The organism is Paracoccus stylophorae (assembly GCF_028553765.1).
Classification (GTDB): domain Bacteria; phylum Pseudomonadota; class Alphaproteobacteria; order Rhodobacterales; family Rhodobacteraceae; genus Paracoccus; species Paracoccus stylophorae.
Genome location: NZ_CP067134.1, coordinates 1,953,051 through 1,976,953, shown reverse-complemented (window position 1 = coordinate 1,976,953; position 23,903 = coordinate 1,953,051). Strand labels below are relative to the sequence as shown.

Genomic DNA, 23,903 nt, shown 5'->3' with positions numbered 1-23,903 from the left:
CCGCGCCCGCGCGCGCTTGCTGACCCGTGCCAAATCGTTTAACGCTGAACTAGTTTCAGCAAACGGGGGCGAGGGACGCAATGGCCCAGAATTTCGACTTGGTGGTGATCGGCGCGGGCCCCGGCGGCTATGTGGCCGCGATCCGGGGCGCGCAGCTTGGCATGAAGGTCGCCTGCATCGAACGCGAACATCTGGGCGGCATCTGCCTGAACTGGGGCTGCATCCCGACCAAGGCCCTTCTGCGCAGCGCCGAGGTTTTCCACCTGATGGAACGCGCCAAGGATTTCGGCCTGTCCGCCGACGGCATCGGCTATGATTTGGACAAGGTCGTGGGCCGTTCGCGCGGGGTGGCCAAGCAGCTGTCCGGCGGCATCGGCCATCTGTTCAAGAAGAACAAGGTGACCACCATCATGGGCGAGGCGAAACTGACCGGCAAGGGCAAGGTCAGCGTCAAGACCGACAAGGGCACCGAAGAGGTGACGGCCAAGAACATCGTCATCGCCACCGGCGCGCGCGCCCGCGAACTGCCGGGGCTGGAACCCGACGGCAAGCTGGTCTGGAACTACAAGCACGCGCTGAAACCCCCGCATATGCCCAAAAAGCTGCTGGTCATCGGATCGGGCGCAATTGGCATCGAATTTGCCAGCTTCTTCAACACCTTGGGCGCCGATACCACCGTGGTCGAGGTGATGGACCGCGTCCTGCCGGTCGAGGATGCCGAGATCAGCGGCATGGCGAAAAAGGCGTTCCAGAAACAGGGCATGAAGATCATGGAAAAGGCGACGGTCAAGAAGCTGGACCGCGCCAAGGACAAGGTCACCGCCCATGTCGAAACCGGCGGCAAGACCGAGAAGATGGAATTCGACACCGTCATCTCGGCCGTGGGCATCGTCGGCAATGTCGAGGGGCTGGGCCTGGAAGAGATGGGCGTCAAGGTCGATCGCAGCCATATCGTCACCGACGAATATTGCCGCACCGGGGTCGAGGGGCTGTATGCCATCGGCGATGTCGCCGGCGCGCCGTGGCTGGCGCACAAGGCCAGCCATGAAGGCGTGATGGTGGCCGAACTGATCCATGGCGGCGACCCGCACCCGGTCAAACCCTCCTCCATCGCCGGCTGCACCTATTGCCAGCCCCAGATCGCCAGCGTCGGCCTGACCGAGGCGAAGGCCAAGGAACAGGGCTATCAGATCAAGGTCGGCAAGTTTCCCTTCATCGGCAACGGCAAGGCCATCGCGCTTGGCGAACCCGAGGGCATGATCAAGACCGTCTTCGACGCCAAAACCGGCGAGCTTCTGGGCGCCCACATGATCGGCGCCGAGGTGACCGAACTGATCCAGGGCTACATCGTCGGCCGCACGCTTGAGACGACCGAGGCCGAACTGATGGAAACCGTCTTCCCGCACCCGACCCTGTCCGAAATGATGCACGAATCGGTGCTGGACGCCTATGGGCGGGCGATCCATTTTTGAGGTGAGGTGACTGGCGAGAGAGGAAACCGGCCTCGGAAGTGGCCGGTTTTTTGTCTTCGAAGGTAAGGCGTAAGAATTGCCATGGCAATGTTCAGCCGAAGGCGGATGCAGACTATGCTAGATGACATAGAGCATCTGCTTGATGCTTCAAAAAGAGCTGACCTTGTTGGTCGTCTCAATAACAAACGCGTCGAACAGGCTTTGCCCGCAGAAATGGAACTCGCTCTTATATGGGCGATGCGCGACCTAGACTGTCTTGAGGTCGAACCTCATTGGTGGGTTGATGGGAAAAGACCTGATATTTACGTTGAAGGCTTTATAAAAGATACACCCACAGTAGTTGAAATTGCCGCAACCAACGATCAGTCTATTTCTGGTGAAGACGTTATGGACGGATGTGTTAGAGAGGTTATAGATTTTGCCAATAAAATATTGAAGGGCAGCGGAGATTTCTTATACTTTTCGTTTTCCGAAACGCGATCGTCGGTGCGCGGGCGCAGCATTCGAGGTATTGCCGCTCCAAAAAATTACAAGCTATCAGCTAGTGCAAAAATCGAGATTAGACGGTGGCTGAAATCACATGATGCGCACAAGATCCCGCTAGTGATTGATGATGCCGGGCTTTCTGTTGTAATTGAGATGAAGCCCTTTAAGCAAATAAGATTTCACAACTTCTGGACTTCTCGTCCACCGCGAACATACTCTGAAACGAATAATTCCATTTACAACCTGCTAAAGAAGAAAGCCTCTCAGGTAGAAAGAGCGCCTTCTGGCACTAAACGCATTATCTTTCTGGCTGACGTGGGGTCGCGGACTCTCGCTGAGATCGGTAAACGGAACTGGGGCCCGGACACGGAGGCGAATGCTACTGCGAGCGCAATCATTTCTAGATTCCTGAAAGACAGAGTTGATCGAGTCGACGCAGTTGTAGTCTTCTCTCCTGGACAGAAGCCCCTTCACATCGGGAGGAATAAGAGTGCAGCCTGGACCGTAGTTCCTTTCAGCACGCATGTATGGAAGCAGCTAGAAGAGGGATTAATCGAACTTAAGGCGCAGCTACCGTCACCCCGTTATTCGGGGCCGCAAGCTAGGTCGCTATTTCGACAAGGGGCTTTTTCTCCTAACGCTCGTGGACAATATTTGGGTTCAGTTATGACAACTGATAGTCGCGAAACAACCTATAGAATTTCAGCTCGAGCATTTCAGGACTTTCTATCGGGCTGCATAACCGAAAAGCAGTTTCGCCACTTCATAGGCGACCGGGAGGATCGACCGTCTATTGCGGGGCTGCTAGATGCTGGCCTGACGATCAGTGGTGCAAGAATTATCCGCGCTGGTGTCGATGAAGACGATGATCATTTGGAATTTCGGTTTGCGCCAGACGCTGCGGCGAAGCCATTTACGTAACTTCAATCGCAGGTGACTAAGGTTTGATACGGTTATCCCTTCTCCTCCCTCTTACGGTCCAGCGCCGACCGGAAGCCGAGTAGAATTTGATCCTTTTAGTGCATGCGCTTCCGCGTATAGACACTTCTTCCCCGCAACACACCGCCCGCACCCTGTGCACGCCCTGTGCACATCCCGTGCCGCCCCGGTGCACGCGCTGTGCCGCCCGAAACCCAGCAAACGCTGGCCGCAGCCCGCCCGGCCCCGCCGCTGTTGCGCCGCGCAACGCGCGCCGCTGTTGCGCGGGCCTCACTCTCCCTCCGGCAACAGCCGCGTGACGCCCAGTGCCGCGGCGCGGGCGAGGTCGGGGTCCAGCGACATGCCGATATACTCGCCCCGCCGCCACAGCCCCGCCAGATCGTCGTAATGGCGTGACAACGGATGCCCCGATTGCCCGGTCGAGGTAATGAAGACCGAGCTGTCCGGGTCCGCCAGATCATAGACGCCGCGATATCCCGCCCCGGTCGCGGCCTCGAACGGTTGCGCGCCGCCGCCCAGCAACCCGCTGAGGGCAATGGTAAAATCGCCGCCCGACACTGATTGGACCAGGTTCACGATCCAGCCCAGCGCCGGCAGATCGCCCAACCCCGGATGCAGGTGGCGCGCCTGATGCGCGTCGCCCCATCTCCAGCTTGTGACATTGGGGCCAAAGCGTTCGCCAAGGTCCAGGATCGCCCGGTCCAGCGCCTGTCGCGCGATGGTCGTGCAATCCTCGACCGGCGCGCTTTGCACGATGTCGCACCACCGCGCCGCCCCGCGCCGGTTGCGGAACACCGCGTCGATGAAGCCCGGATGCAATCTCCGCACGTCATCGGCCAGCGGCCCTAGCTCGTCCCGGATCAGCCGGTCCTGCAACGCCCGCATCCACGCCGCGTAGATCAGCGGTTCGGGCAGATGCTCGCTCATCTCGCCGTCCCATTCCGCAAGAAGATCAAGGGCATCCTGCCGCTGACGCTGCGGTGTGCCGGCCGGGGCGGGCTCGCCCGTGAACCACAGATCGGCACCCACCAGCGGCAGCAGCGCGCGCGCCGCCGGGCTGACCGTGTCCAGCTGCGCGGCAATGAAGCTGTCGCGCGAATGCACCTCGCGATCCTGCAACAGCCGTTCCAGCCGCAGATCGCGCATCGCCAGCCGGCCGCGTTCCTCGGTCGCGATCAGGATGCCGTCCCGGGCATCGGCGTCGCGGATGTCGCCGGCGCTGTCGGCCCAGCCCGCGGTCTCAAGCCAGCCGGCGGCGGGCATGGCGCCGCGGGTCGGATGCGCCTCGTCGCGCTGCGGCACGGTGCCCGCGACCAGCTGGCGCACGCCGTCGTCATCGGCCAGCGTGACCGTCATCGCCGGCGCGACCACGCGCGACAGCGCCGATGCCGCGCTTTGCGTGTCGGGCGCGCGCATCACCCCGATCAGCGCCGACATGGTGGTGTCGCTGCGCGACAGCCCCGTCCATTGCAGCGCCGCGACATGGCCGGGCGGGGTCACATCGCGCAGCGCCGGGTCCAGACCGGGCACCAGCGGCCCGTTTTCGGTCCGGCGCAGGGTGATCGATTGCGCGTTGCCGTCCAGAACCCGGATCACCTCGGACCGGGTCTGGAAGTCGGTCCAGCCGGCACGACCGCGATAGCGGCCCGAATTGCCGGGCTGGATTTCCTCGATCGCCAGATCGGCGTCGTCCACCGGCGCGGGCGTCATCCCCCAGGCAAGCCGCGGATTGCGGCCCGACAGGATCGCCGGGATGCCGGGGATCGTCGCGCCGATCACGCCGCCCGACGACAGTTGCAGGCGCGCCAGATAGTAAAGCGAGGGCGCGGTCAGCGGCACATGCGGATCGTTGGCCAGCAGCGCGCCGCCCGCCGCCGTCCGGTCGGGCGCCGCGGCAAAGGCGTTCGCGCCCAGCCCCGCCCCCGGCGCCAGAAACCCGATGGGATCGCGCGTCGGTGCCGGATCGGCGTGGGATTCGGGCGCGCCCATACGCACGCCCTCAAACAGCGAGGCATAGGCGGGCAGGGCGGGTCCGCCGACCCCGTCCAGCAATTCGGGACCGTGATCCGGCCAGGCCAGCGACAGGCGGGCGCGCAGGATCTCGTCCGCGGCGGCATGGCTGGAGGCGGCGGCCAGCAGTTTCAGGATCGCCAGCGAATCGGCCGGCTGCCAATAGGCAATCTGGTCGGGGAACAGGAAGAACTCGGGCGCGCCACGTCCGCGCGCGTTCCGGTTCACCTCGGCGATCCACTGGTTCACCCCGGCGGCATAGGCCTCCAGCGCCGCGCGCGTGTCGGCGTCCTGCGCCTCAAGCGAGGCCGAGGCGTTGCGATACAATTCCAGCCGCCGCGCCAGCGCATCGCCGGCAAAGCTGCGCGGGCCCGCGATCTCGGACAGCCGGCCCTGCGCGGCGCGGCGCAGCATGGTCATCTGGAACAGCCGGTCCTGCGCATGCGCGACGCCAAGCGCGAAGAACATGTCGGCATCGCTTTGCCCGAAGATGTGGGGGACGTTTTCGGTGGAGCGCACGATCTCGACCGGGGCGGACAGGCCCTGCATTTCGAACTTCGCGCCGTAATCGGGCAACGAGCGGACGGCGAAATACCACGCCAGCACCGCCGCCAGCACAAGCAGCACGATCAGCGCGACGGTCAGCCGAAGCAGCCAGCGGAAAAGGGTCAGCATGACGGAAGTTGGTCCATGGGCCGGGCTGCGCGCCTTGAAGGGGGCGCATGCATCTTGACCATCACGCGCCCGGGTGGTGGGGTGCTGCATAAGACAGCCGCGGTTGCTTTTCAACGCGCGCGCGGCGCGGCAGGGCATAACCGCCGCAACTGTCGGGACGCGGCAACACTGGAGGCAAGATGATGGCGAAACTGGCGTTTCTGGGTCTGGGGGTGATGGGTTATCCGATGGCCGGGCATCTGAAGGCCAAGGGTCACGATGTCACCGTCTATAACCGCACCGCATCGCGGGCCGATGCCTGGGTGGCCGATCATGGCGGCGCGCGGGCCGACACGCCGCGGCAGGCGGTCGCCGGGGCCGATTTCGTCATGGCCTGCGTGGGCAATGACGACGATCTGCGGTCGGTCTGCCTGGGTCAGGACGGCGCATTCGCCGGCATGGCCGAAGGCGCGGTCTTTGTCGATCACACCACGGTGTCGGCGGCCGTGACGCGCGAGCTGGCCGATGAAGCGGGCGGGGCGGGCATCGGTTATGTCGATGCGCCGATTTCGGGCGGGCAGGCGGGGGCCGAGAATGGCCAGCTTTCGGTGATGTGCGGCGGCGCGCAGGCGGATTTCGACCTCGCCGCCCCGGTGATCGACGCCTATGCCAAGATCTGCCGTCGCATGGGCGATGTGGGCGCGGGCCAGATGACCAAGATGTGCAACCAGATCGCCATCGCGGGGCTGGTTCAGGGGCTGTCGGAATCGCTGGCCTTCGCGCAGAAGGCCGGGCTGGACGTGGAAAAGGTGGTCGAGGTGATCAGTCAGGGCGCGGCCGGAAGCTGGCAGATGGTCAACCGCCACAAGACCATGGCGGCGGGCCAGTTCGATCACGGTTTCGCGGTGGACTGGATGCGCAAGGATCTGGCGATCTGTCTTGCCGCCGCCGATGAGATCGGCGCGCCGCTGCCGGTCACGGCCCTGGTCGATCAGTTCTACAAGGACGTGCAGGCGATGGGCGGGAACCGGTGGGATACCTCGTCGCTGATTGCGCGGCTGACCCGGTGAATCCGGTCCTGCACCGCGCGGTCTGTCCCGATCCGGGTCCGGCATGGTTCACGGACCGCTTTGCCGCGAACGGATGGACGGGCGCATGGAGCGGCGGCGTCTTCGACTGGCATCACTATCATATGACAACCCACGAGGTTCTTGGATGTTTCGCGGGCTGGGCAGTGCTACAGCTTGGCGGTGAGGGCGGGCGGACCATCCGGATCGAGGCCGGTGACGTGCTGGTGATCCCGGCGGGGCTGGCGCACAAGCGGTTGCAATCGTCGGCCGATTTCGGCGTCGTCGGGGCCTATCCCGGCGGCGCGACCCCCGACATGCAGACGGGCGAGGGCCAGCCTTGTCCGCTGGCCATATGGGATCGCGATCCGGTGACGGGCGCGGCACCCGAAACGGACTGGCAGCAAAAGTTCCGGAAAGGAGCATCCTGATGTCCAACAGGACACTGATCGGCCAGATAGAATTCGATATCGTCTCGCTCAGCGACACCGAGGCCGAGGGCGAGATGCAGATCGGCCCCGGCATCCTCAGCCCGTTGGGCACCGTCCATGCCGGCGCGCTGATCTGGTTTGCCGATGTGGTGGCGACCAGTCTGGTGCTGGGCGGCGAACAGGTCGAGGAAAGCATGGACAGCTTTCCCGTCGCGGAATCGCTGACCGCGCAGATGCTGACCAACCGGCAGCAGGGCACGCTGACGGCGCGCGCGGTCTGGCTGCGGCGCGGCCCGCGCGTGGCGACGGTCCGCACCACGGTCACGGACGAGGACGGAACCGTGCTGCTGGACCTGACCTCCAGCCACGCCAACACCGCACGCGACGCTTGATCGGCGGCTGACAAGACCGCACTCTGGTCCGCGAACGAATGGGAGAGTTCGATGGACGGACTGATGATGCATCGCCCGCTGCTGCAAAGCGGCCTTCTGGATTACGCAGCCGACAGTTTTCCGGCCGCCGAGGTGGTGTCGCGCCGGGTCGAGGGCGACATCCACCGACAGGGCTATGCCCGGACGCGGGCGCGGGCGGTGCAGCTGTCATTCGCGCTGGAGGAGATGGGGATCGGCGCAGGCGACCGGGTGGCGACGCTGGCCTGGAACGGCTATCGCCATCTGGAACTGTATTACGGCGTCCCGAATATCGGCGCGATCTGCCACACGATCAATCCGCGCCTGTCGGCCGAACAGCTGATCTTCATCGCCCACCATGCCGGTGACAAGGTGCTGTTTCTGGACCTCACCTTCCTGCCGGCGGTCGAGAAGCTGAAGGATCATCTGCCGAAGATGCACTATGTGCTGATGACCGACCGCGACCACATGCCGGACAACAGTCTCGATGCGCTGTGTTACGAGGATCTTCTGGCGGGCCGCCCCACCGACCGCGACTGGCCCGAATTTCCCGAAACCACCGCATCAGGTCTGTGCTATACCTCGGGGACGACGGGCGATCCCAAGGGGACGCTGTACAGCCACCGCTCGAACGTGCTGCACGCGCTCAGCATCGCGGCCTCGCTGTCGCCGGATCTGGGGCCGCAGCCGCGCATCCTGCCCGTCGTTCCGCTGTTTCACGTCAACGCCTGGGGTCTGCCATTCGCCGGTCCGCTGATCGGCGCGTCGCTGATCATGCCGGGGCCGAACCTGGACGGTGCCAGCCTGTGGCAGCTTTGCGAGGATGAGGGGGTGGAAAGCGCCTGGGGCGTGCCGACCATCTGGCAGGGGCTTTTCGCCGAGATCCGCAAGCGCGGGGCCAAACCCGCCGCGCTGCGCCATATCGTCGTCGGCGGCAGCGCGATGCCGCGCAGCCTGACCGAAGGTTTCGAAAAGCTGGGCATCGACGTGAACCACGCCTGGGGCATGACCGAGACCTCGCCGCTTGGCAGCCACGGCTCGCTGCCGGTAGACAAGCGCGACCTGCCGTTCGACCGGCGCATGGCGCTGAAGGCCACGCAGGGGCGGCGCGTCTTTGGCGTCGATCTGAAGATCGTGGACGAGGACGGCCGCCGGCTGCCCCATGACGGCGACGCGATGGGCGAGCTGTTCGTGCGCGGCAACACCGTCGCCAGCGGGTATTTCGACAACGAGACAGCCAGCCGCAAGGTGATCGACGAGGACGGCTGGTTCGGCACCGGCGACATCGCCTCGATCAGCGCCGACGGGTATCTGACGCTGCGCGACCGGGCGAAGGATCTGATCAAGTCCGGCGGCGAATGGATCAGTTCCATCGACGTCGAGAACCTGGCCATCGCGCATCCCAAGATCGCGCAATGCGCGGTGATCGCGATGCCGCATCCGAAATGGGGCGAACGCCCGCTGCTGGTCGTCAAGCCCGAGGATGACGCCGACCGGCCCACACTGGACGAGATCCGCGACCTGCTGGCCCCGCATCTGGCCTCGTGGCAGTTTCCCGACGATCTGGTCTTCGTGGAGGACATGCCGCTGACCGCGACCGGCAAGATCAGCAAGCTGACCCTGCGCGAGCGGTTCGGCGATCATGTGCCGCCCGAGGTGACGCCGGATTGACCCGGCAGGGTCCGCGCGGCCGGATCAGCCGTCGGTCGGCCGGCGCAGACCCTGCAACGCCTCGCGCTGCGCCTGCGGCGTGGGCAGGGGGCGGCGGGTCGCGTTGTCCACCGTCACAAGGGTGAAATGGGCGCGCGCGGCCTCGGTTTCCTCACCCGCGCGGAACATCCCCAACTCGACCCGGATCGAGCTGCGGCCGACATGCGCGATCCGCAGACCGATCTCCAGCCGGTCGGGATAGGCGACCTCGCGGAAATAGGTGCAGCCATTCTCGACCACGACCTGGATCGGCCCGCCCGCACGATGATCCAGAAAGCCCAGATCCAGCAGGCTCATGTTCATCGCCTCATCGAACAGCTCGACATAGGTGGCGTTATACAGATGCCCGTATTGATCGTTGTCGTTCCAGCGCGTCTGCATCGGCTGGAACACCGCATAACCCGCGCGGCTGCGGGGTGGTTCGCGGTCGCCCATCGGTCCCTCACTGTCAATCCGGACACCAGCCTAGGCCGGCGCGGGGGCAGGGGAAAGTGGCCGGGTCCGGGCTGTCACCCGCTGGCGGGGCCTGCGGTCTTCTGGATGTCGGCCAGGACGAACAGCCGGATTGCGGTGGCCAGTCCGACCTCGGGCGGGCGGGCGTGGTCGATGCGCCCGATCAGCACCGCGCGCGTGACAGACCGGGATTTCGCCGCCTGGCCCAGGGCCGCCCAGAACGCATCCTCCAGCGAGACCGAGGTGCGATGCCCGTCGATGGTGACGGATCGCTTGATCGGCGGGGTCATCGGCGGCAGGTCAGTCGTCATCGCGCTTGTGGGCGTCGTGATCGCGCGCGGCGCGGGCCGATTCGGCCGCGCGCGCGGCGCGGATCGGCTTGGACTCGCCGAACTTTGCGGCGTTCGCGTCGGCCTGCGCCCGCTTTTTGGCGCGTTGACGCTGCTTGCGGACCTGCCGCAGATTGATCGTGCCGGACATGGCTTACCCCTGTTGGCCGGCGCGCACGGGCCAGCCATGCGCCCCGAATGGCGCGACCAGTATAGCGCGGCGCGACAGGTTTTTCACCCGCTGCCGCGCCGCGCAAGGTCGGCCCGATCAGTCGCGCGGGCCGATCATGTCCTCGGGGCGCACGATCCGGTCGAACGTCTCGCCATCGACAAAGCCCAGGGCGATGGCCTCTTCGCGCAGCGTCGTGCCGTTCTTGTGGGCGGTCTTGGCGACCTTGGTGGCGTTGTCGTAACCGATGGTCGGCGCCAGCGCCGTCACCAGCATCAGCGATTCCTTCATCAGCTTTTCGATGCGGTCGGTATTGGCCTCGATGCCCGACACCATGTTGTCGGTAAAGCTGCTGGCCGCGTCGCCCAGAAGCTGCATCGACTGCATGACGTTATAGGACATCATCGGGTTGAAGACGTTCAGTTCGAAATGCCCCTGGCTGCCCGCGAACGTCACCGCCGCGTCGTTGCCCATCACATGCGCGCAGGCCATCGTCAGCGCCTCGGCCTGGGTCGGGTTGACCTTGCCCGGCATGATCGACGATCCCGGCTCGTTTTCGGGCAGGATCAATTCGCCCAGACCGGAACGCGGGCCGGACCCCAGAAACCGGATGTCGTTGGCGATCTTGAACAGCGAGGCGGCCACGGTCTTCAGCGCGCCGGAAAAGAACACCATCGCATCGTGGGCGGCCAGCGCCTCGAACTTGTTGGGGGCGGTGACGAAGGGCAGGTCGGTGATCCTGGCGATCTCGGCGGCGATGGCCGTGTCCCAGCCCTTTTTCGTGTTCAGCCCGGTGCCGACCGCGGTGCCGCCCTGCGCCAGCTCGTAGATATGAGGCAGGCACAGGCGTACCCGCTCGATCCCCATCTTCACCTGATGGGCATAGCCGCCGAATTCCTGACCCAGCGTCAGGGGCGTGGCGTCCTGCGTATGGGTGCGCCCGATCTTGATGATGTCGCGAAACTCGTCCGCCTTGTCCGCCAGCGCCTTGTGCAGCTTTTCCAGACCGGGAATCAGCACGTCGCGCGCCATCATGCCGATGCCCACATGCATCGCGGTCGGGAAAGTATCGTTGCTGGACTGGCCCATATTCACGTGGTCGTTGGGGTGAACCGGGTCCTTGCTGCCCATCTGACCGCCCAGGATCTCGATGGCGCGGTTGCTGATGACCTCGTTGGCGTTCATGTTCGACTGCGTGCCCGATCCGGTCTGCCAGACCACAAGCGGAAAGTTGTCGTCGAACCTGCCCTCGAACACCTCGGTCGCGGCCTGTTCCATCGCCCGCCCGATCCGTTCGTCCAGCCGGCCTTCGGCCATGTTGATCCGCGCCGCGGCAAGCTTGATCGCGCCAAGCGCGCGGATGATCGCGACCGGCTGGCGTTCCCACCCGATGGGGAAATTCATGATCGAACGCTGCGTCTGCGCGCCCCAGTATTTGCTGGCATCAACCTCCAGCTCGCCGAAGCTGTCGGTCTCGGTGCGGGTCTTGGTCATGAGAAAGGCTCCCTCGCGGTTTCGGCGGTTTTAGCGGGGGGCGCGCCGCTTGGCAATTCGTATGCCATGGCATGCCGATTTTGACCTGCCGCAGTCAGATCGGGTAACGGAGGAACCGCGCGGATCGGCTATTTCCGCCAGCGGTCAAGCTGCACGACCTCACCGCCGCCCGGCGGCGAATCGTCGGGGCTGTCGTCGCCGCCGTCCCCTTCCTCGATCTGGAATTCGCCGTCCTCGTCCTCGTCGTCCTCACCGTCCTGGGTCTCGAAGCGCAGGCCGAATTCGACCGACGGATCGACAAAGGTGCGCAGCGCGTCGAAGGGGATACGCATCGGTTCGGGCGAGTTGCCGAAATTGAGGGTGATGTTGAAGCCGTCCTCGTCGATCCTGAGATCGTCGAACCAGTTCTGGATCACGATCGTCATCTCTTCCGGATAACGCTCTCGCAGCCAGTCGGCCATCTCGACGCCGTCGTCGCGGGTGTCGAAGGTGATGAAGAAATGATGATCGCCCGGCAGCCCCTCGCGCGCGACGCTTTCAAGCACGTCCGCGATCAGTCCCTGCATCGCGCGATGCATCATTCCGCCGTAATCGATCTCTGATCGCGCCATGAAGCCACCTCTGTCTCTTGGCCTCAAGCATAGGGAAATGAGAGGCGATGAAAAGGGGCGGGCCGATGCGGGCGCGCCGAAATTTCAGGAACCTTCGGCGGCGCGTGAACGGCATGCAGAATGGAAAAAAAGGGGAAAAGGTGCAGGATTCTGTTGCAAGGCTCCTGCGGGCCCCGCCTTACGCTGCTAGGCGCAAGGAGTTAGGTTTCGGTTACCCGAGCTGCTTACGCAGCCAGAGCGACCGGAGCACGGTTGTCGTTGGCAACTGTACATTTTGCACCGATAACGGTGGTGGCTCACCGGGACAAAGCAAACTCCTTTAGACGTTCGTCGATCCTGTTTCGGCCCCATGGTCCCCCAACGAGGGTATCTGGTGGAGCCGCCGGGTACCGCCCCCGGGTCCGATCCGCTTATTACGAGCGCGTTTATGTCCATAGTCCGACTTGCGCCGGACACGACCAATATAGAGACGTCGGGGCGCCTTCGCAAGCGATGGGAATGACGTTTTTCAGGCCGCCGCTTTCACCGCTTGCGCGTCGGTTTCGACCAGGGCGCGATGCAGCGTCTTGATCGCGGGGTTCATGATCTCGCGCTCGACGATGAACTGCACATCGACGGGGCGGGGACCCTGGGTGGCGCCGATCGCCTCAAGCCCGGCATCGGCCAGCGCGTTCAGGCCCCGGCTCAGCACGGCAAGCGTGTCCAGATCGCGGCCCACCGCCGCCACCATCGAGATCGAGCGCGACGTGATCAGGGCCGCCGGATATTTCTGCTGGATATCCTTCTCGACCCGGCGCAGCACCTTGAGGCTGCTGTCCACGTAATGGGTGATCGTGTTGGCGTTCGACACTTTCGACACGATCCGCACATTGTGGCGGGTCAGGATGTCGATGATGGTCGCGTCGTAACCCTTGACGCCCACCATGTCCTGTTCGAACACCTCCAGCGCGAACAGATCGAGGCCGGTGACGATCTCGACCGCCGGCGTCTCGGCCGGCTGATCGTCGATCAGCGTGCCGGGATCGTCAGGCTCGAACGCGTTGGTCACGCGCAGCGGAACGCCCGACTGGCGCAGGGTCTTGGCGGCCTTGGGGTGGATCGCCTCCATCCCCAGATTCGACAGCTGATCGGCCACGTCGTAGTTCGTCCGGCCCAGCTTGCGCACCGCGTCGTGACCGACAAGGTTCGGATCGGCCGAGCTGAGGTGAAATTCCTTGTGGATGATCGCCTCGCGCGCGCCGGTCAGCGCCGCCAGCCGCGAGAACGTCACCTCGGAATAGCCGCGATCGAATTCGCGCATCAGCCCCTCGGCGCATTGCGCGAATCCTGTGACGATGGGCATTTCGGACGCGGGGTCGATGTCTTTCAGCGCGCCTTCGATGCGCTGGTCCAGCGTCACGTCGCCCTCGTCGCGCCAGCCCGACAGATCGACGAAGCGGGCGTTGACCCCGGCGCGCTGCAACATCAGCGAGGTGGCGAAGGCGGCATGCGCCTCGCCCAGCCCCGACAGCAATTCGCGGATCTGCAGCATGTGTTCGGACAGGCGGAAATGGCCATAGGAACACAGGCGCTGAAGGTCGATCAGACAGTTGCGCGCGCCCAGAAGGCGGTCGCGCACGAAGGCGTCGGCGCGCTCGATGTCGCCGGGATGGTCCAGCACCGCGACATGGGCGCGGATCATCTCGCGTTCCACGCGGTCCAGCGCCTTGTGCCAGCCGTGATCGCCGTCGGAATTGGCAAAGGCCGCATAGACGCCGGCCTCGCCGGATTTCTTGTGTTCCAGCAGAAGATTGGTGATGCCGCCGAATGCGGAGACGACGAAGATGCGGTTATACAGGCCCGCATCCTGCCTGCCGCCGATGAACAGCGTGTCGCGCAACTCGTTCACCCGCGACATCGACGTGCCGCCGATCTTTTCGACCGTATGATGTTTCTGGGTGTCTGCCATGTCTTATGCCGTTCCCTGTGCGGGGGCGTAGGAACCGTCCTCGCGGTGAACCTCGTTGCCGGTCACGGGCGGGTTGAAGCAACAGGCCATGACCAGTTCTTCCTCGGCGCGCAGGGTATGCTTGTCGTGGTCGTTCAGCGCATACATCACGCCCGGCTTGATCTCGTGCGTCTGACCGGTCGCCAGATCGGTGATCGAGCCGCGCCCGGACATGCAGTAGACGCTTTCGAAATGATGCTTGTAGTGGAACGTGTGTTCCGAACCCGCCCGCAGCGTGGTGATGTGGAAGGAAAATCCCATCCCGTCTTCGGCCAGCAGCATCCGGACCGAGTTCCAGCCGGCATCCGACACCGAACGGTCGGTGTCCTTCAGTTTGTTGAAATCACGAACGATCATGTCTTTTACTCCGCAGCGATGTTGGTGGCTTCCAGCACATCACGGGCCGCCTGCATCAGGATGTCGAAGCCCTTTTCGAACGTCTCGACCGGCGTGGTCAGCGGCGCCAGAACCTTGACGACCTGGCCTTCGCTGCCCGAGGTTTCGATGATCAGCCCGTTCTCATAGGCGCGGGCGCAGATCTTGCCGGCCAGTTCGCCCGATCCGACATCGACGCCGCGCATCAGTCCACGCCCCTTCAGATAGGCGCCGGGCACCATGTCGGCCAGTTCGGTCAGCCGACGCTCGATCAGCGCGGCCTTGTCGGCCAGTTCGGTCCGGAAGGCATCGTCTGACCAGAATTTCTCGATCGCAACACGACCGGTGACGAAGGCGTGGGTGTTGCCGCGGAACGTGCCGTTATGTTCGGCGGGGCCGAACACGTCGTGTTCCGGACGCACCAGCAACAGCGCCAGCGGCAGCCCGAACCCGGAAATGGATTTCGCCATCGTCACGATGTCCGGCGTCACGCCCATCTCGTCGAACGAGAAGAAGGTGCCGCTGCGTCCGCAGCCGGCCTGGATGTCGTCGACGATCAGCAGCGCGCCGTGCTTGTGCGCAACCTTCGCGATCTTGCGCACGAACTCGGCCGAGGCTGCGTTCAGCCCGCCTTCGCCCTGGATGGTTTCCAGCATGATCCCGGCCGGCGCATCGACCCCGCCCGAGGCATCGGACAGCATCCGGTCCAGCAGATCGGCGCCATCGACGCCATCGGCAAAGCGGTCATAGGGCATGCGCGTCACGCCATGCGTGTCCATCCCGGCACCGCCGCGATGATAGCTGTTGCCGGTGGCCGCCAGCGCGCCCATCGTCACGCCGTGAAAGCCGTTGGTGAAGGCCACGATATTGGTGCGGCCGGTCTTCTTGCGGGCGATCTTCATCGCCGCCTCGACCGCGTTCGCGCCGGTCGGACCCATGAACATCACGCGATGATCCATGCCGCGCGGCGTCAGGATATGGCGGTCGAACGCCTCGAGGAACGCGGCCTTGGTGGTGGTGTGCAGATCCAGCCCATGCGCCAGCCCGTCATTGGAGATGTGGTCGATCAGCGCGGCCTTCATGTCGGGATCGTTGTGGCCATAGTTCAGCGACGAACAGCCGGCCAGAAAGTCGATATACTCGCGTCCGTCCTCATCCGTCAGGATCGAGCCCTGGGCCTTGGTGAACACGGCCGGAATGCTGCGGCAATAGGAACGTGCCTCGCTTTCGCGTCGTGTGAAAATGTCGGTTGTGGCAGTCATGTCCTTGGGCATGAGAAGTCCTTTCGCACCATGTGCGTTCTTGAATTTCCGAAAATTGGCAATCCTGGGGATCAGGCGGCGTCGGCGGAATCCGCGTCGGCGGCGTCGGCGTCGGTATCCTCGGGCAGGGTGATCGTGACCATGTGTTCGGTCGCATGCCTGCCGTCGAAATGCTCGTCACGCCGGTAATGCGCCTGGTCCGACAGCTCGCCGCCAACATGGTTGGCAAAGCTGCGGAACAGCGCCCAGGATGCCTCGTTATCCTTGGTGATCGTGGTGTTCAGCTGGTTGGCCTCGGCGCAGGCGTCGCGCCCGATCAGATGCTCCAGCATTTTGCGGCCAAGTCCCAGACCGCGGGCCTTGGGGCTGACCGCGACCTGCCAGACGAACAGCGCGTCCTCGTTCGGGATCATGTGACCCGAGATCCAGCCGACGATCTCGCCATCCATCTCGGCCACGACGCAGGTGTCGCTGAAATGTTCGGCCTGCACGATGTTGCAATACATCGAGTTTTCATCAAGCGGCTTGCAGCTGCGCACCAGTTCCCAGATGGCCGAGCCATCCTCGCTGGTGGGCTTGCGCAGGGTCAGCGTCCGGGGACGCAGGGTTTCGATGTCAGACATGTCCTTGGGCATGCGATCTCTGATCCTCATTTGCTTCGACTATCTAACTAGTGAAACCGAAGCCGAGTTTCAACAAAAAGGCGAATCTTTGGGCCAAATCAGGTAACTAACTATAAAAAAACCGGTTTTCGGCGCTTTCGATGCTGCAGGTGCAGAAAAATCGCTTAGTCAAGCAAATTATTTGCCCGAATCCGCTTTGTGGATTGATCGGAATCCGCGCTGTGGGCATGATTTGCGCATGACCGAGGCCGATCCCGACCGTATCGATGACGCGCTGATCGCGTTGCGCCGCATCCTGCGCGCGACCGAACTGCACGAGCGCGACCTGGCGCAGGCGGTCGGGCTGACCCCGGCCAAGCTGCGGGTGTTGCAACTGCTGGCCCTGAAAGAGCGTGAGGGCGCGACGCCGACCGCGCTGGCCTATCAGATGGGGGTCAGCCAGGCGACCGTGACCGCCCTGGTCGATCAGCTGGTCAAGCGCGGCTTTGCGGCGCGGCACCGGTCGGCGGCCGACCGGCGGCAGACCGATGTGGTCATCACCGCCGAGGGTGCCTCCGCGCTGGCCACCGCGCCGAACGCTCTGCAACAGCAATTCGTCGACGGATTCGCGGCGATGGCCGACTGGGAACAGGCGATGATGATCGCCACTCTGGAACGGGTGGCGGCGATGCTGAACGCCCAGTGGATCGACGCCGCGCCGGTGCTGGCGACCGGCGACATCAGGGTGGGCCGGCCCCGGACCTGACGGGAAGGCGCGGGCGATCAGCCGCCCCACGGCCCATGGCTGTCGTCGATGCCGTCGATGCGCGAAAATCCGTGCGCGCCAAAGAAATCGCGCTGCGCCTGGATCAGGTTGGCGGTGCCGCGCGCGGTCCGGATCATGTCGAACCACATCAGCCCGCCGGCCAGCGCGGGCAGGGGGTGGCCGGCGGCGATGCCCTGCGACACCACCTGCCGCAGCGCGGGCAGCGCCGCCTCGATCCGGTCGGCGAACAGCGGTGCCAGGACCAGATTGCGGTCGGGATGGTCGTCCAGCGCCCGCGCCATGTCGTTCAGCATGGTCGAACGGATGATGCAGCCGGCCCGCCAGATCCGCGCGATCTGCGGCAGCGGCAGCGACCAGCCGAACATGCCCGACCCCGCCGAGATCATCGCGAATCCCTGCGCATAGCACAGGATCTTGCCCGCGATCAGCGCCTGTTCCAGCGTCGCCGTGTCCAGGCGGCACGGCGTGGGCGCGGCGCCGAAGCGATCTTCTGCCGCCCGTCTCTGGTCCGGTTGGGCCGAGACGTTGCGCGCCATCACTGCCGCCTCGATCACCGGGATCGGCGCGGCCAGATGCTGCGCCTCGATCGCGGTCCAGCGGCCGGTGCCCTTTTGGCCCGCCCGATCCACGATCATGTCCACCAAAGGCCTGCCGGTGTGCGGATCTTCGGTGGCGGTGGCGCTGGCCGTAATCTCGATCAGATAAGATCGCAGCGCGCCGTCATTCCAGCCCGCAAAGACCCGGCTGATCGCACCGGCATCCATCGCCATGCCGTCGCGCATCAGCCCGTAGATTTCGGCGATCATCTGCATGTCGGCATATTCGATGCCGTTATGGACCATCTTGACGAAATGGCCCGCCCCTTGGGGACCCATCCAGGCGGCGCAGGGCGTTCCGTCCTCGGCCCGGGCGGCGATGGCGGTCAGGATCGGCTGCACCAGATCCCATTGCGCCCGCGTGCCGCCCGCCATGATCGAGGGGCCGTGCCGCGCCCCGTCCTCGCCACCCGAGACGCCGATGCCCATGAAACCGAAGGGCAGGCCCGCATCGGTGCGCAGCGTGGTGCTGTGGAAATCGGCGTTGCCGGCGTCGATGACCAGATCTTCGGCAGCCAGCAGCGGCGACAGGGCGGCAAGCTGGTCGTCCACCGGCTGGCCCGCCGGCACCATCAGGACGATGATGCGCGGGGCGGCGACGGCGTCGACCAGATCGGCCAGCGTCTCGGTCGGCACGATCCGGTCCGCCAGATCGCCCGCCTCGGCGTGAAACTGTCGCGTGACCTGCGTGGTGCGGTTCCAGACGGCAATCGAGAAACCCTTTTCGGCGATGTTCTGCGCCAGCGCCGCGCCCATGGTTCCCAGCCCGATCAGCCCGATCCGTGCCTGTTGCGCCATGCCTGCCCCCCGTGATGCCTGCCGCCTGCGTTCTATGCGCGCGGCCGGGCAAAGTCACGCGACGCGGTCAGCCGCGTTCCGTCGGGGCTGCATCGGCGCGATCCGCACGGACGCAGATCAGCGTTTGCAGGCCGGTGGCGCAATGGATGCGGGTTTCGCCGGCGATGGCCCAGACATCCAGATGGCACACGGTCAGCGTGCGACCGGGCTTGATCACGCGGCCCGTCGCCTCCAGCAGGTCGCCGCGGGCGGGGTTGATCAGGTTCAGCTTGAATTCCGTCGTCAGAACCTCGGTCCCGTCCGCAAACAGCGTGTAGCCGGCATAACCGCCCGCCGAATCGGCAATCGCCGCAGTGCCGCCGGCGTGGAAAAACCCGTGCTGCTGCGTCAATTCGGCGCGAAAGGGCAGATGCAGCGTCACGATCCCGGCGCGCAGATCGGTCATGCGCGCGCCAAGATGCCGCATCAGCCCTTGCCGTTCGAAACTGCCGCGCACCCGGCGGATGGCGGCCTCGTCCAGTTGCGCGCCAAGTTCCATTCTCTGTTCCTTCCTTCGTCTTGGGTCAGGCCGCGTGGCGGGTCACATCTGCAACAGGGCGCGGCGGAAATCCGGGGCGAACAGCACCACCTCGCGCGCGCCGATCATGCGCGCGTGGTCCAGCGCCATGCCGGTCAGCGCCTGCGCCTGATCCACGGCCTGCGGCGTGGCCAGACCCCGGCCCAGCCCGGCCACCAGCAGCCCCGCGAACAGATCGCCCGTCCCGGGCAGCGCGACCGGAAGATGCGGGGTCGGATGGCGGCTGACAGAGTCCGGCCCCAGCACCACGCTTTCCAGATGATTGCGGGGCGTGTCCTGAAGGATGCAGCCGGTGGCGATCAGCCGCGCGCTCGGCGCCAGCCGCAGCGTCTGCGCGGCGGCCTTCAGATCCGCCAGCGTGGCGATGGGGTGTCCGGTCAGATGCGTCAGCTCGAACGAATTCGGCGTCGCCAGATCGGCCAGCGGCAGCAGCCCTTCGCGCATGATGTCGGCAATCGCCTTAGGGACATACAGCCCCGGCGCGTGATCGCCCATCACCGGATCGCAGACATAGACCAGATCGGGGTTGGTCCGCTTGCAGCGCGTCACGAAATCGACCAGCAGCGCCGCCACCTCGACCGAGCCGATATAGCCCGTCATCAGGAAACTGGCGCGCTGCGGCAGGGCGCGTTCCTCCGCGCCCAGAAGCAGGTCGGCGAACATCGCCGGGGCCAGCGCCGCGCCGCGCAGCGTCGGATAGTCGGGGGTGTTGGAAAACACCACCGTCGGGATCGCCGCAACCTCAAGCCCCGCCGCCTGCATGGGAAAGATCGCGGCCGAGTTGCCGACATGGCCGTGCACGACCTGGCTTTGCGCCGAGATCACCAGCGGCGGACGATCCGGCGTGGCGGACGTCATGTCGATCCCTCCAGACGCCCGCGCCAATCCTCGACCCGGCCGCTGTCAAGGCGGCGCGCGGCATAACGCCGCCACCCCTCGGCCAGAACGTCCAGCGCGGCCATCTGCGCCAGATCGTGCCGGTTCAGGCGGTCCACATACATGACGTGCCACAGACGGCGGATCGTCCAGTCCGGCGCGATCCGGTCGATCAGGTGCAGATCGTCGCCGGGCGCGACGATGCCCGGCTGCAAGACGCGGTAATACCAGCCGGTGCGCCCGCTGTCCTGCACGCGCCGGGCCATGTCGCGGACCCCGAAACGGTGGTTCAGCTTCCAGCAGGGCTGGCGGCCCTGGCTGACCTGGATCAGCGCCTTGCCCAAGCGAAAGATGTCGCCCACGGCCACGTCGCTTTCGGTCAGGCCGTGCTGCGACAGGTTCTCGCCAAATGCCCCCGGCGCCGCCAGCACCGGAAGATCGCCGATCTCCGCCTGCCACGCCGCGTAATGATCGCGGGCATAGTGATGCACGGCCTTTTCCGGCCCGCCATGATGGCGCAGATCGCCCTGTTCGTCGCCGGCAAGACCGTTCGTGTCCAGCATCAGCGCGGCGGAAACCGGGGTCTTGTCGATCCCGCTCAGCTGTCCGCTGTCGGCCAGCGGCGCGGCGCGGCCGGTCAGGATGGTCAGGCGCGGCATGAATATCTCCTTGGCAGCCGGACGGCGCGGGGGGCTGTGACCCGCGCGGTTCCGGCCCTGTTGCGGCGGGCGGGATCAGGACCGCGCGCGATCCTGCGCCAGCCACCCCGTCGCGGGCGCCATGCTGATCAAGTTAGGCAGATCGCCACCCCGATCGTCAGGACGGCCAGCCTTGGCGGCAAGTGGCGGTCGAATCGCAGGCTGCATGGGCTGTCCCTTTCCAAAGTGCCGAATCAGGTGCCGATTTGAACAGCAGCGCGCGCCGTCAACAATCCCGTTCCGGCAGCGGGGACGTTCCGCGTGCGCGGCGGCGGGATGCAGCGCCCGTCAGCAGCCCATCACCGCGCAGATATTGCGCCGATAGGCGGCGTTCGCATCGCTGTCGGGCGAGGCCTCGGGTGCCGTGCAGGACGCAACGTAATCGGGGCTGATGCCGCGATTGACGCAGGCGCTGATGTCCCAGCCCGGCGGGATCGCCTCAAGATCCACCTGTTGCCATTTCGGATGACCGTCTTCGCGCAGATCGTCCAGCCGGGTCAGGATCAGCGAGGACAGGTCCGACACCGCGTCGCAGGCCGCACGGTGATAGGCGTTGCCGCGCATGTCGTATTCGAACGTCATCAGCACCGCCTTGACCGCGACCAGATCGACGGGCTCGGTCTGGAACGGATAGGTGCCCGCCGCCAGCGTGGTCGGCGTATAGACGCTGCGCAACGTGTCGTCGGCCACCGGCACCAGATGAAACCGGTCGCCGTCGATGTCCTCATCGGCATAGATCGGGGCCGGCGCGCCGGTGACATAGAAGAACGCGTCCAGATCGCCGGCCTTCAGCGCGGCCAGCGCCTCTTGCGGGCCGATGGTCAGCTTTTCGGCCGGCTCGATCCCGGTCAGCGACAGCATCAACGACGATGTCAGGAAGGTGCCGCTGTTTTCCGTGCCGATGGCCACGCGCCGGCCGGCAAGATCGGCAAGGCTGCCAATGTCCTTCACGCCCAGGATATGCACCTCTTCGTCGTAAAGCGGAAAGGCGATGCGCACGCCGCGGATCGTCCGCGCCACGGCCGGGTCCTGCCCGGCAAAGGTCTGCATGTATTCCAGCACATCGTTCTGCACGATCCCGAACTGCGTCTGCCGCCGTTGCCGCACGCCCAGGAAATTCTCAAGCGAGCCGGCGGATTCGACCACGCCCATCTGCTGCCCGCAATTCGCCATCAGGTTCTGCATGTCGCGCCCGAACTGGATATAGGTGCCCGTCGGCGATCCCGTCATGATGTTGATGGGCGGTTCCTGCGCCGCGCCGGACGACAGCGACGCAAGAACAAGACCAAGGCCAAGCGCCAGGGTCCGAAGGGGCTTTGACAGTCGCATGCGTCTCTCCTTTGTTGTGACGCCGGTCTTTCAGCAGGGTGACAGACGCGACAGCAGCGCCAGCAGGGCCTGCCGGTTGATGGGGTCCTGGACCTGTTGCAGTGCATCGGGCGCACATGCGCCCGCAATGAGCGATTCGCGCAGCCGGTCCAGCCGGTCCGCGGCGCGGGGCAGGCCGGGCGCGCTGGACAGAACCGCATCCACGTCAGCCGCGCGCCGACCCGGCGCGGACGCGGCCGCATCCGGCGTGTCGTCCACGGCCACCGCCGCACCGATCTGTGGCACGGCCTGGTCCGGGGGCTGAGCCGGCTCGGCGGCATCTTCATCTTCTTCCATCTGCGCAAGCCGGTCACGCTGCGCGGCGATCCGGTCGGCCAGTTGCTGCGATTCCTGCTGCTGCGCCTCGATCGCCCGGCTCAGCTGCGCGCTTTGGTCCTGCTGCTGTTGCAGCTGCGTCGCGACCTCGGCCAAGGCGTTGCGCTGTTGCGACAGGCGGGCAAGCTGGTCGCGCAGACCCGACAGTTCCTGCATCCCGGCATCCCTCTGTTGCCGCATGTCTGCGATGTCGGCTTGCAGCGCGGCGCGTTCGGCCTGATCCGCGCGTCCCGCCGTTTCGCGCAGCGCCTGACGGTTTTCGTCCAGTTCACCGATGGCGCGTTGCAGTTCGTCTTCGCGCGCCGCCAGCGTCTCGACGCTGCGCCGGCGTTCGGCGATGCTGGCTTGCAGGCGGTCGGCCTGCGCCTGCTGATCCGCGATTGTCCGGCTCAGGCTGTCATTCTGTGCCGCAAGGGCGGCGGCGCGTTCGGAAGCCGCCGTCAGCCCGTCGCGTTCTTCGGTCAGGCCGGCGATGTCGCGGCGCAGCGCATCGGCCTCTTCGCGCAGCGCGTCCAGCCTTGCCTGCTGCGCGTCGGCCGTATCGCGCGCCTCTGCGGCCTCGGCCGTCAGCGCGTCGCGATCGGCGGTCAGTTGCTGAACCGAGGCGCGCAGATCGGCCGTCCGCGCATCCAGATCCGACGCTTCCTTCTGCCCGCGTGCGATGCGTTCGGTCATGGTGTCGATGGTGGTCCGAAGCGGTCCGATCTGCGCCGCCAGCGTCTCTTGTGCCTCGCGGCGCTTGCGGTCTGCCGCCTCTGCCTCGGATCGCGCGGCATCGCGTGCGGCAACAAGGCGGCGCAGGGTGGCACGCAGCCGATCCGTCCGCGCCTCGGTTCCGGTCAGAAACGACTGCCGATCCGCGACGGTCTGCGACAGCTGTTCCAGCGCGGCTTGTTCCGCCGCCATTTCGTCGGCCAGCCGGTCGGTTTCCACCGCGATGGCTGCGCGCTGTTCCAGATCGGCCCGCATGGCATCGCGTTCTTCCCTCAGGCCAAGAATATCCTGCTGCAATTCGGCGGCTTTCTGTTCCAGATCGGGCAAAGCGGCCTGTTGCGCGGCAATCTCGGCCTCCAGCCGTTTCGCCTTGTCCTGCCGTTCCGCCAGATCGTCCAGCTGGTCGCGCGCCGCCTGTGCCCGCGCCTCAAGCTGGGCGACTTCCTCATCCATCGTCGCGATGATCTGCCGCAGCGCATGGGCGCGTTCAGCATCCTGTTGCTGGGCCTGCGCCGACAAGGGCGCAAGAAGGGCGGTCGCAAGAAACATCGCCGCCGGGCCGGCTGACAAACACAAACGCGCCACGACTTTCTCCAGGCTGGATGTCAAGGATGCGAATTGTGGCCTTCATGTCAATATTCATCGCCGAATGTCTGGAAAAATCCAAATATGATCGCACATAATGCGGCAGA

At 65.3% G+C, this 23,903-nt stretch carries 23 protein-coding genes and 1 other RNA gene; 7 read left to right on the top strand and 17 right to left on the bottom strand.

Annotation, left to right across the window (positions count from 1 at the left end):
- Positions 1-80 precede the first annotated feature (80 nt).
- Positions 81-1,472 carry a dihydrolipoyl dehydrogenase gene (gene lpdA / locus JHW45_RS09650; protein ID WP_272857492.1) on the top strand — a complete coding sequence of 464 codons (1,392 nt, stop codon included), beginning with the start codon at positions 81-83 and terminating at the stop codon, positions 1,470-1,472.
- Positions 1,473-1,553: 81 nt separating this feature from the next.
- Complete coding sequence (locus tag JHW45_RS09645; RefSeq protein ID WP_272857491.1) at positions 1,554-2,879, top strand: hypothetical protein; 1,326 nt, start codon at positions 1,554-1,556, stop codon at positions 2,877-2,879.
- A 288-nt stretch (positions 2,880-3,167) separates the two neighbouring features.
- Here the strand turns inward: JHW45_RS09645 and JHW45_RS09640 are convergent, their stop codons facing one another.
- The gene (locus tag JHW45_RS09640; protein WP_272857490.1) at positions 3,168-5,582 is read right to left on the bottom strand and encodes a penicillin acylase family protein; all 2,415 of its coding nucleotides are present in this window, start codon (positions 5,580-5,582) and stop codon (positions 3,168-3,170) included.
- A gap of 182 nt (positions 5,583-5,764) precedes the next feature.
- On the opposite strand from JHW45_RS09640, the gene JHW45_RS09635 reads away from it, so the two are divergent.
- Genes JHW45_RS09635 through JHW45_RS09620 form a run of 4 tightly spaced genes read left to right on the top strand, consistent with a single transcriptional unit; the run spans position 5,765 to position 9,140 of the window.
- The gene (locus tag JHW45_RS09635; RefSeq protein WP_272860589.1) at positions 5,765-6,631 is read left to right on the top strand and encodes an NAD(P)-dependent oxidoreductase; all 867 of its coding nucleotides are present in this window, start codon (positions 5,765-5,767) and stop codon (positions 6,629-6,631) included.
- Positions 6,628-7,059, top strand: coding sequence for a cupin (locus JHW45_RS09630; protein WP_272857489.1), 432 nt, complete (start codon positions 6,628-6,630; stop codon positions 7,057-7,059). The genes JHW45_RS09635 and JHW45_RS09630 overlap by 4 nt, the downstream gene beginning before the upstream one ends.
- Positions 7,059-7,451 (top strand): PaaI family thioesterase, encoded by a 393-nt coding sequence (locus JHW45_RS09625; protein WP_272857488.1) that lies wholly within the window; start codon positions 7,059-7,061, stop codon positions 7,449-7,451. Before JHW45_RS09630 ends, JHW45_RS09625 begins: the two co-directional genes overlap by 1 nt.
- Positions 7,452-7,502: 51 nt before the next feature.
- A complete protein-coding gene (locus JHW45_RS09620; RefSeq protein ID WP_272857487.1) occupies positions 7,503-9,140 on the top strand; it encodes a long-chain fatty acid--CoA ligase in 1,638 nt (545 codons plus the stop codon).
- Positions 9,141-9,164: 24 nt separating this feature from the next.
- Here the strand turns inward: JHW45_RS09620 and JHW45_RS09615 are convergent, their stop codons facing one another.
- From JHW45_RS09615 to ectA, 10 genes are all read right to left on the bottom strand, one after another.
- Positions 9,165-9,614, bottom strand: a complete 450-nt coding sequence (locus JHW45_RS09615; protein ID WP_272857486.1) for an acyl-CoA thioesterase — start codon at positions 9,612-9,614, stop codon at positions 9,165-9,167.
- A gap of 74 nt (positions 9,615-9,688) precedes the next feature.
- Entirely contained in the window at positions 9,689-9,922 is a 234-nt protein-coding gene (locus tag JHW45_RS09610) for a ribbon-helix-helix domain-containing protein (RefSeq protein WP_272857485.1), read from the bottom strand.
- A 10-nt stretch (positions 9,923-9,932) separates the two neighbouring features.
- The gene (locus JHW45_RS09605; protein ID WP_272857484.1) at positions 9,933-10,112 is read right to left on the bottom strand and encodes a DUF4169 family protein; all 180 of its coding nucleotides are present in this window, start codon (positions 10,110-10,112) and stop codon (positions 9,933-9,935) included.
- Positions 10,113-10,229: 117 nt separating this feature from the next.
- On the bottom strand, positions 10,230-11,624 hold the full coding sequence (fumC, locus tag JHW45_RS09600) for a class II fumarate hydratase (protein WP_272857483.1): 1,395 nt from the start codon (positions 11,622-11,624) through the stop codon (positions 10,230-10,232).
- A 128-nt stretch (positions 11,625-11,752) separates the two neighbouring features.
- A complete protein-coding gene (locus tag JHW45_RS09595; RefSeq protein WP_272857482.1) occupies positions 11,753-12,235 on the bottom strand; it encodes an SspB family protein in 483 nt (160 codons plus the stop codon).
- Positions 12,236-12,374: 139 nt separating this feature from the next.
- Positions 12,375-12,728: a transfer-messenger RNA gene (gene ssrA / locus JHW45_RS09590) on the bottom strand.
- Positions 12,729-12,743: 15 nt separating this feature from the next.
- Positions 12,744-14,183, bottom strand: coding sequence for an aspartate kinase (locus JHW45_RS09585; RefSeq protein ID WP_272857481.1), 1,440 nt, complete (start codon positions 14,181-14,183; stop codon positions 12,744-12,746).
- A 3-nt stretch (positions 14,184-14,186) separates the two neighbouring features.
- Positions 14,187-14,579, bottom strand: coding sequence for an ectoine synthase (locus JHW45_RS09580; RefSeq protein WP_272857480.1), 393 nt, complete (start codon positions 14,577-14,579; stop codon positions 14,187-14,189).
- 5 nt (positions 14,580-14,584) lie between these two features.
- Entirely contained in the window at positions 14,585-15,871 is a 1,287-nt protein-coding gene (gene ectB, locus JHW45_RS09575; protein ID WP_272857479.1) for a diaminobutyrate--2-oxoglutarate transaminase, read from the bottom strand.
- A gap of 59 nt (positions 15,872-15,930) precedes the next feature.
- Positions 15,931-16,494, bottom strand: a complete 564-nt coding sequence (gene ectA, locus JHW45_RS09570; protein WP_419181791.1) for a diaminobutyrate acetyltransferase — start codon at positions 16,492-16,494, stop codon at positions 15,931-15,933.
- A gap of 226 nt (positions 16,495-16,720) precedes the next feature.
- On the opposite strand from ectA, the gene JHW45_RS09565 reads away from it, so the two are divergent.
- Complete coding sequence (locus JHW45_RS09565) at positions 16,721-17,227, top strand: MarR family winged helix-turn-helix transcriptional regulator (protein WP_272857477.1); 507 nt, start codon at positions 16,721-16,723, stop codon at positions 17,225-17,227.
- 17 nt (positions 17,228-17,244) lie between these two features.
- Here JHW45_RS09565 and gndA read toward each other — a convergent pair whose 3' ends face one another.
- The 6 genes from gndA to JHW45_RS09535 all read right to left on the bottom strand — a co-directional run bounded on the left by gndA (position 17,245) and on the right by JHW45_RS09535 (position 23,760).
- Complete coding sequence (gndA, locus tag JHW45_RS09560) at positions 17,245-18,642, bottom strand: NADP-dependent phosphogluconate dehydrogenase (protein ID WP_272857476.1); 1,398 nt, start codon at positions 18,640-18,642, stop codon at positions 17,245-17,247.
- Positions 18,643-18,709: 67 nt separating this feature from the next.
- Positions 18,710-19,180 carry a PaaI family thioesterase gene (locus JHW45_RS09555; RefSeq protein WP_272857475.1) on the bottom strand — a complete coding sequence of 157 codons (471 nt, stop codon included), beginning with the start codon at positions 19,178-19,180 and terminating at the stop codon, positions 18,710-18,712.
- Positions 19,181-19,222: 42 nt separating this feature from the next.
- Complete coding sequence (gene pdxY, locus JHW45_RS09550) at positions 19,223-20,077, bottom strand: pyridoxal kinase (RefSeq protein ID WP_272857474.1); 855 nt, start codon at positions 20,075-20,077, stop codon at positions 19,223-19,225.
- Complete coding sequence (locus JHW45_RS09545; RefSeq protein ID WP_272857473.1) at positions 20,074-20,754, bottom strand: MOSC domain-containing protein; 681 nt, start codon at positions 20,752-20,754, stop codon at positions 20,074-20,076. Before JHW45_RS09545 ends, pdxY begins: the two co-directional genes overlap by 4 nt.
- 327 nt (positions 20,755-21,081) lie before the next feature.
- Entirely contained in the window at positions 21,082-22,122 is a 1,041-nt protein-coding gene (locus JHW45_RS09540; RefSeq protein ID WP_272857472.1) for a TAXI family TRAP transporter solute-binding subunit, read from the bottom strand.
- Between the two features lie 30 nt (positions 22,123-22,152).
- Positions 22,153-23,760: a coiled-coil domain-containing protein gene (locus tag JHW45_RS09535; RefSeq protein WP_272857471.1), complete on the bottom strand. Its 1,608-nt coding sequence runs from the start codon at positions 23,758-23,760 to the stop codon at positions 22,153-22,155.
- Between the last annotated feature and the right edge of the window lie 143 nt (positions 23,761-23,903).

Bases quoted from the DNA above. Each gene is read 5' to 3' on its own strand.
- JHW45_RS09620 (WP_272857487.1), top strand. From the start codon at position 7,503: ATGGACGGACTGATGATGCATCGCCCGCTGCTGCAAAGCGGCCTTCTG.
- JHW45_RS09580 (WP_272857480.1), bottom strand. From the start codon at position 14,579: ATGATCGTTCGTGATTTCAACAAACTGAAGGACACCGACCGTTCGGTG.
- JHW45_RS09555 (WP_272857475.1), bottom strand. From the start codon at position 19,180: ATGGAACTTGGCGCGCAACTGGACGAGGCCGCCATCCGCCGGGTGCGC.
- JHW45_RS09535 (WP_272857471.1), bottom strand. From the start codon at position 23,760: ATGTTTCTTGCGACCGCCCTTCTTGCGCCCTTGTCGGCGCAGGCCCAG.
- JHW45_RS09640 (WP_272857490.1), bottom strand. From the start codon at position 5,582: ATGCTGACCCTTTTCCGCTGGCTGCTTCGGCTGACCGTCGCGCTGATC.
- JHW45_RS09605 (WP_272857484.1), bottom strand. From the start codon at position 10,112: ATGTCCGGCACGATCAATCTGCGGCAGGTCCGCAAGCAGCGTCAACGC.
- JHW45_RS09595 (WP_272857482.1), bottom strand. From the start codon at position 12,235: ATGGCGCGATCAGAGATCGATTACGGCGGAATGATGCATCGCGCGATG.
- JHW45_RS09540 (WP_272857472.1), bottom strand. From the start codon at position 22,122: ATGCGACTGTCAAAGCCCCTTCGGACCCTGGCGCTTGGCCTTGGTCTT.
- pdxY (WP_272857474.1), bottom strand. From the start codon at position 20,077: ATGACGTCCGCCACGCCGGATCGTCCGCCGCTGGTGATCTCGGCGCAA.
- JHW45_RS09645 (WP_272857491.1), top strand. From the start codon at position 1,554: ATGGCAATGTTCAGCCGAAGGCGGATGCAGACTATGCTAGATGACATA.
- lpdA (WP_272857492.1), top strand. From the start codon at position 81: ATGGCCCAGAATTTCGACTTGGTGGTGATCGGCGCGGGCCCCGGCGGC.
- ectB (WP_272857479.1), bottom strand. From the start codon at position 15,871: ATGCCCAAGGACATGACTGCCACAACCGACATTTTCACACGACGCGAA.
- JHW45_RS09635 (WP_272860589.1), top strand. From the start codon at position 5,765: ATGGCGAAACTGGCGTTTCTGGGTCTGGGGGTGATGGGTTATCCGATG.
- JHW45_RS09610 (WP_272857485.1), bottom strand. From the start codon at position 9,922: ATGACCCCGCCGATCAAGCGATCCGTCACCATCGACGGGCATCGCACC.
- fumC (WP_272857483.1), bottom strand. From the start codon at position 11,624: ATGACCAAGACCCGCACCGAGACCGACAGCTTCGGCGAGCTGGAGGTT.
- ectA (WP_419181791.1), bottom strand. From the start codon at position 16,494: ATGCCCAAGGACATGTCTGACATCGAAACCCTGCGTCCCCGGACGCTG.
- gndA (WP_272857476.1), bottom strand. From the start codon at position 18,642: ATGGCGCAACAGGCACGGATCGGGCTGATCGGGCTGGGAACCATGGGC.
- JHW45_RS09625 (WP_272857488.1), top strand. From the start codon at position 7,059: ATGTCCAACAGGACACTGATCGGCCAGATAGAATTCGATATCGTCTCG.
- JHW45_RS09565 (WP_272857477.1), top strand. From the start codon at position 16,721: ATGACCGAGGCCGATCCCGACCGTATCGATGACGCGCTGATCGCGTTG.
- JHW45_RS09585 (WP_272857481.1), bottom strand. From the start codon at position 14,183: ATGGCAGACACCCAGAAACATCATACGGTCGAAAAGATCGGCGGCACG.
- JHW45_RS09545 (WP_272857473.1), bottom strand. From the start codon at position 20,754: ATGCCGCGCCTGACCATCCTGACCGGCCGCGCCGCGCCGCTGGCCGAC.
- JHW45_RS09615 (WP_272857486.1), bottom strand. From the start codon at position 9,614: ATGGGCGACCGCGAACCACCCCGCAGCCGCGCGGGTTATGCGGTGTTC.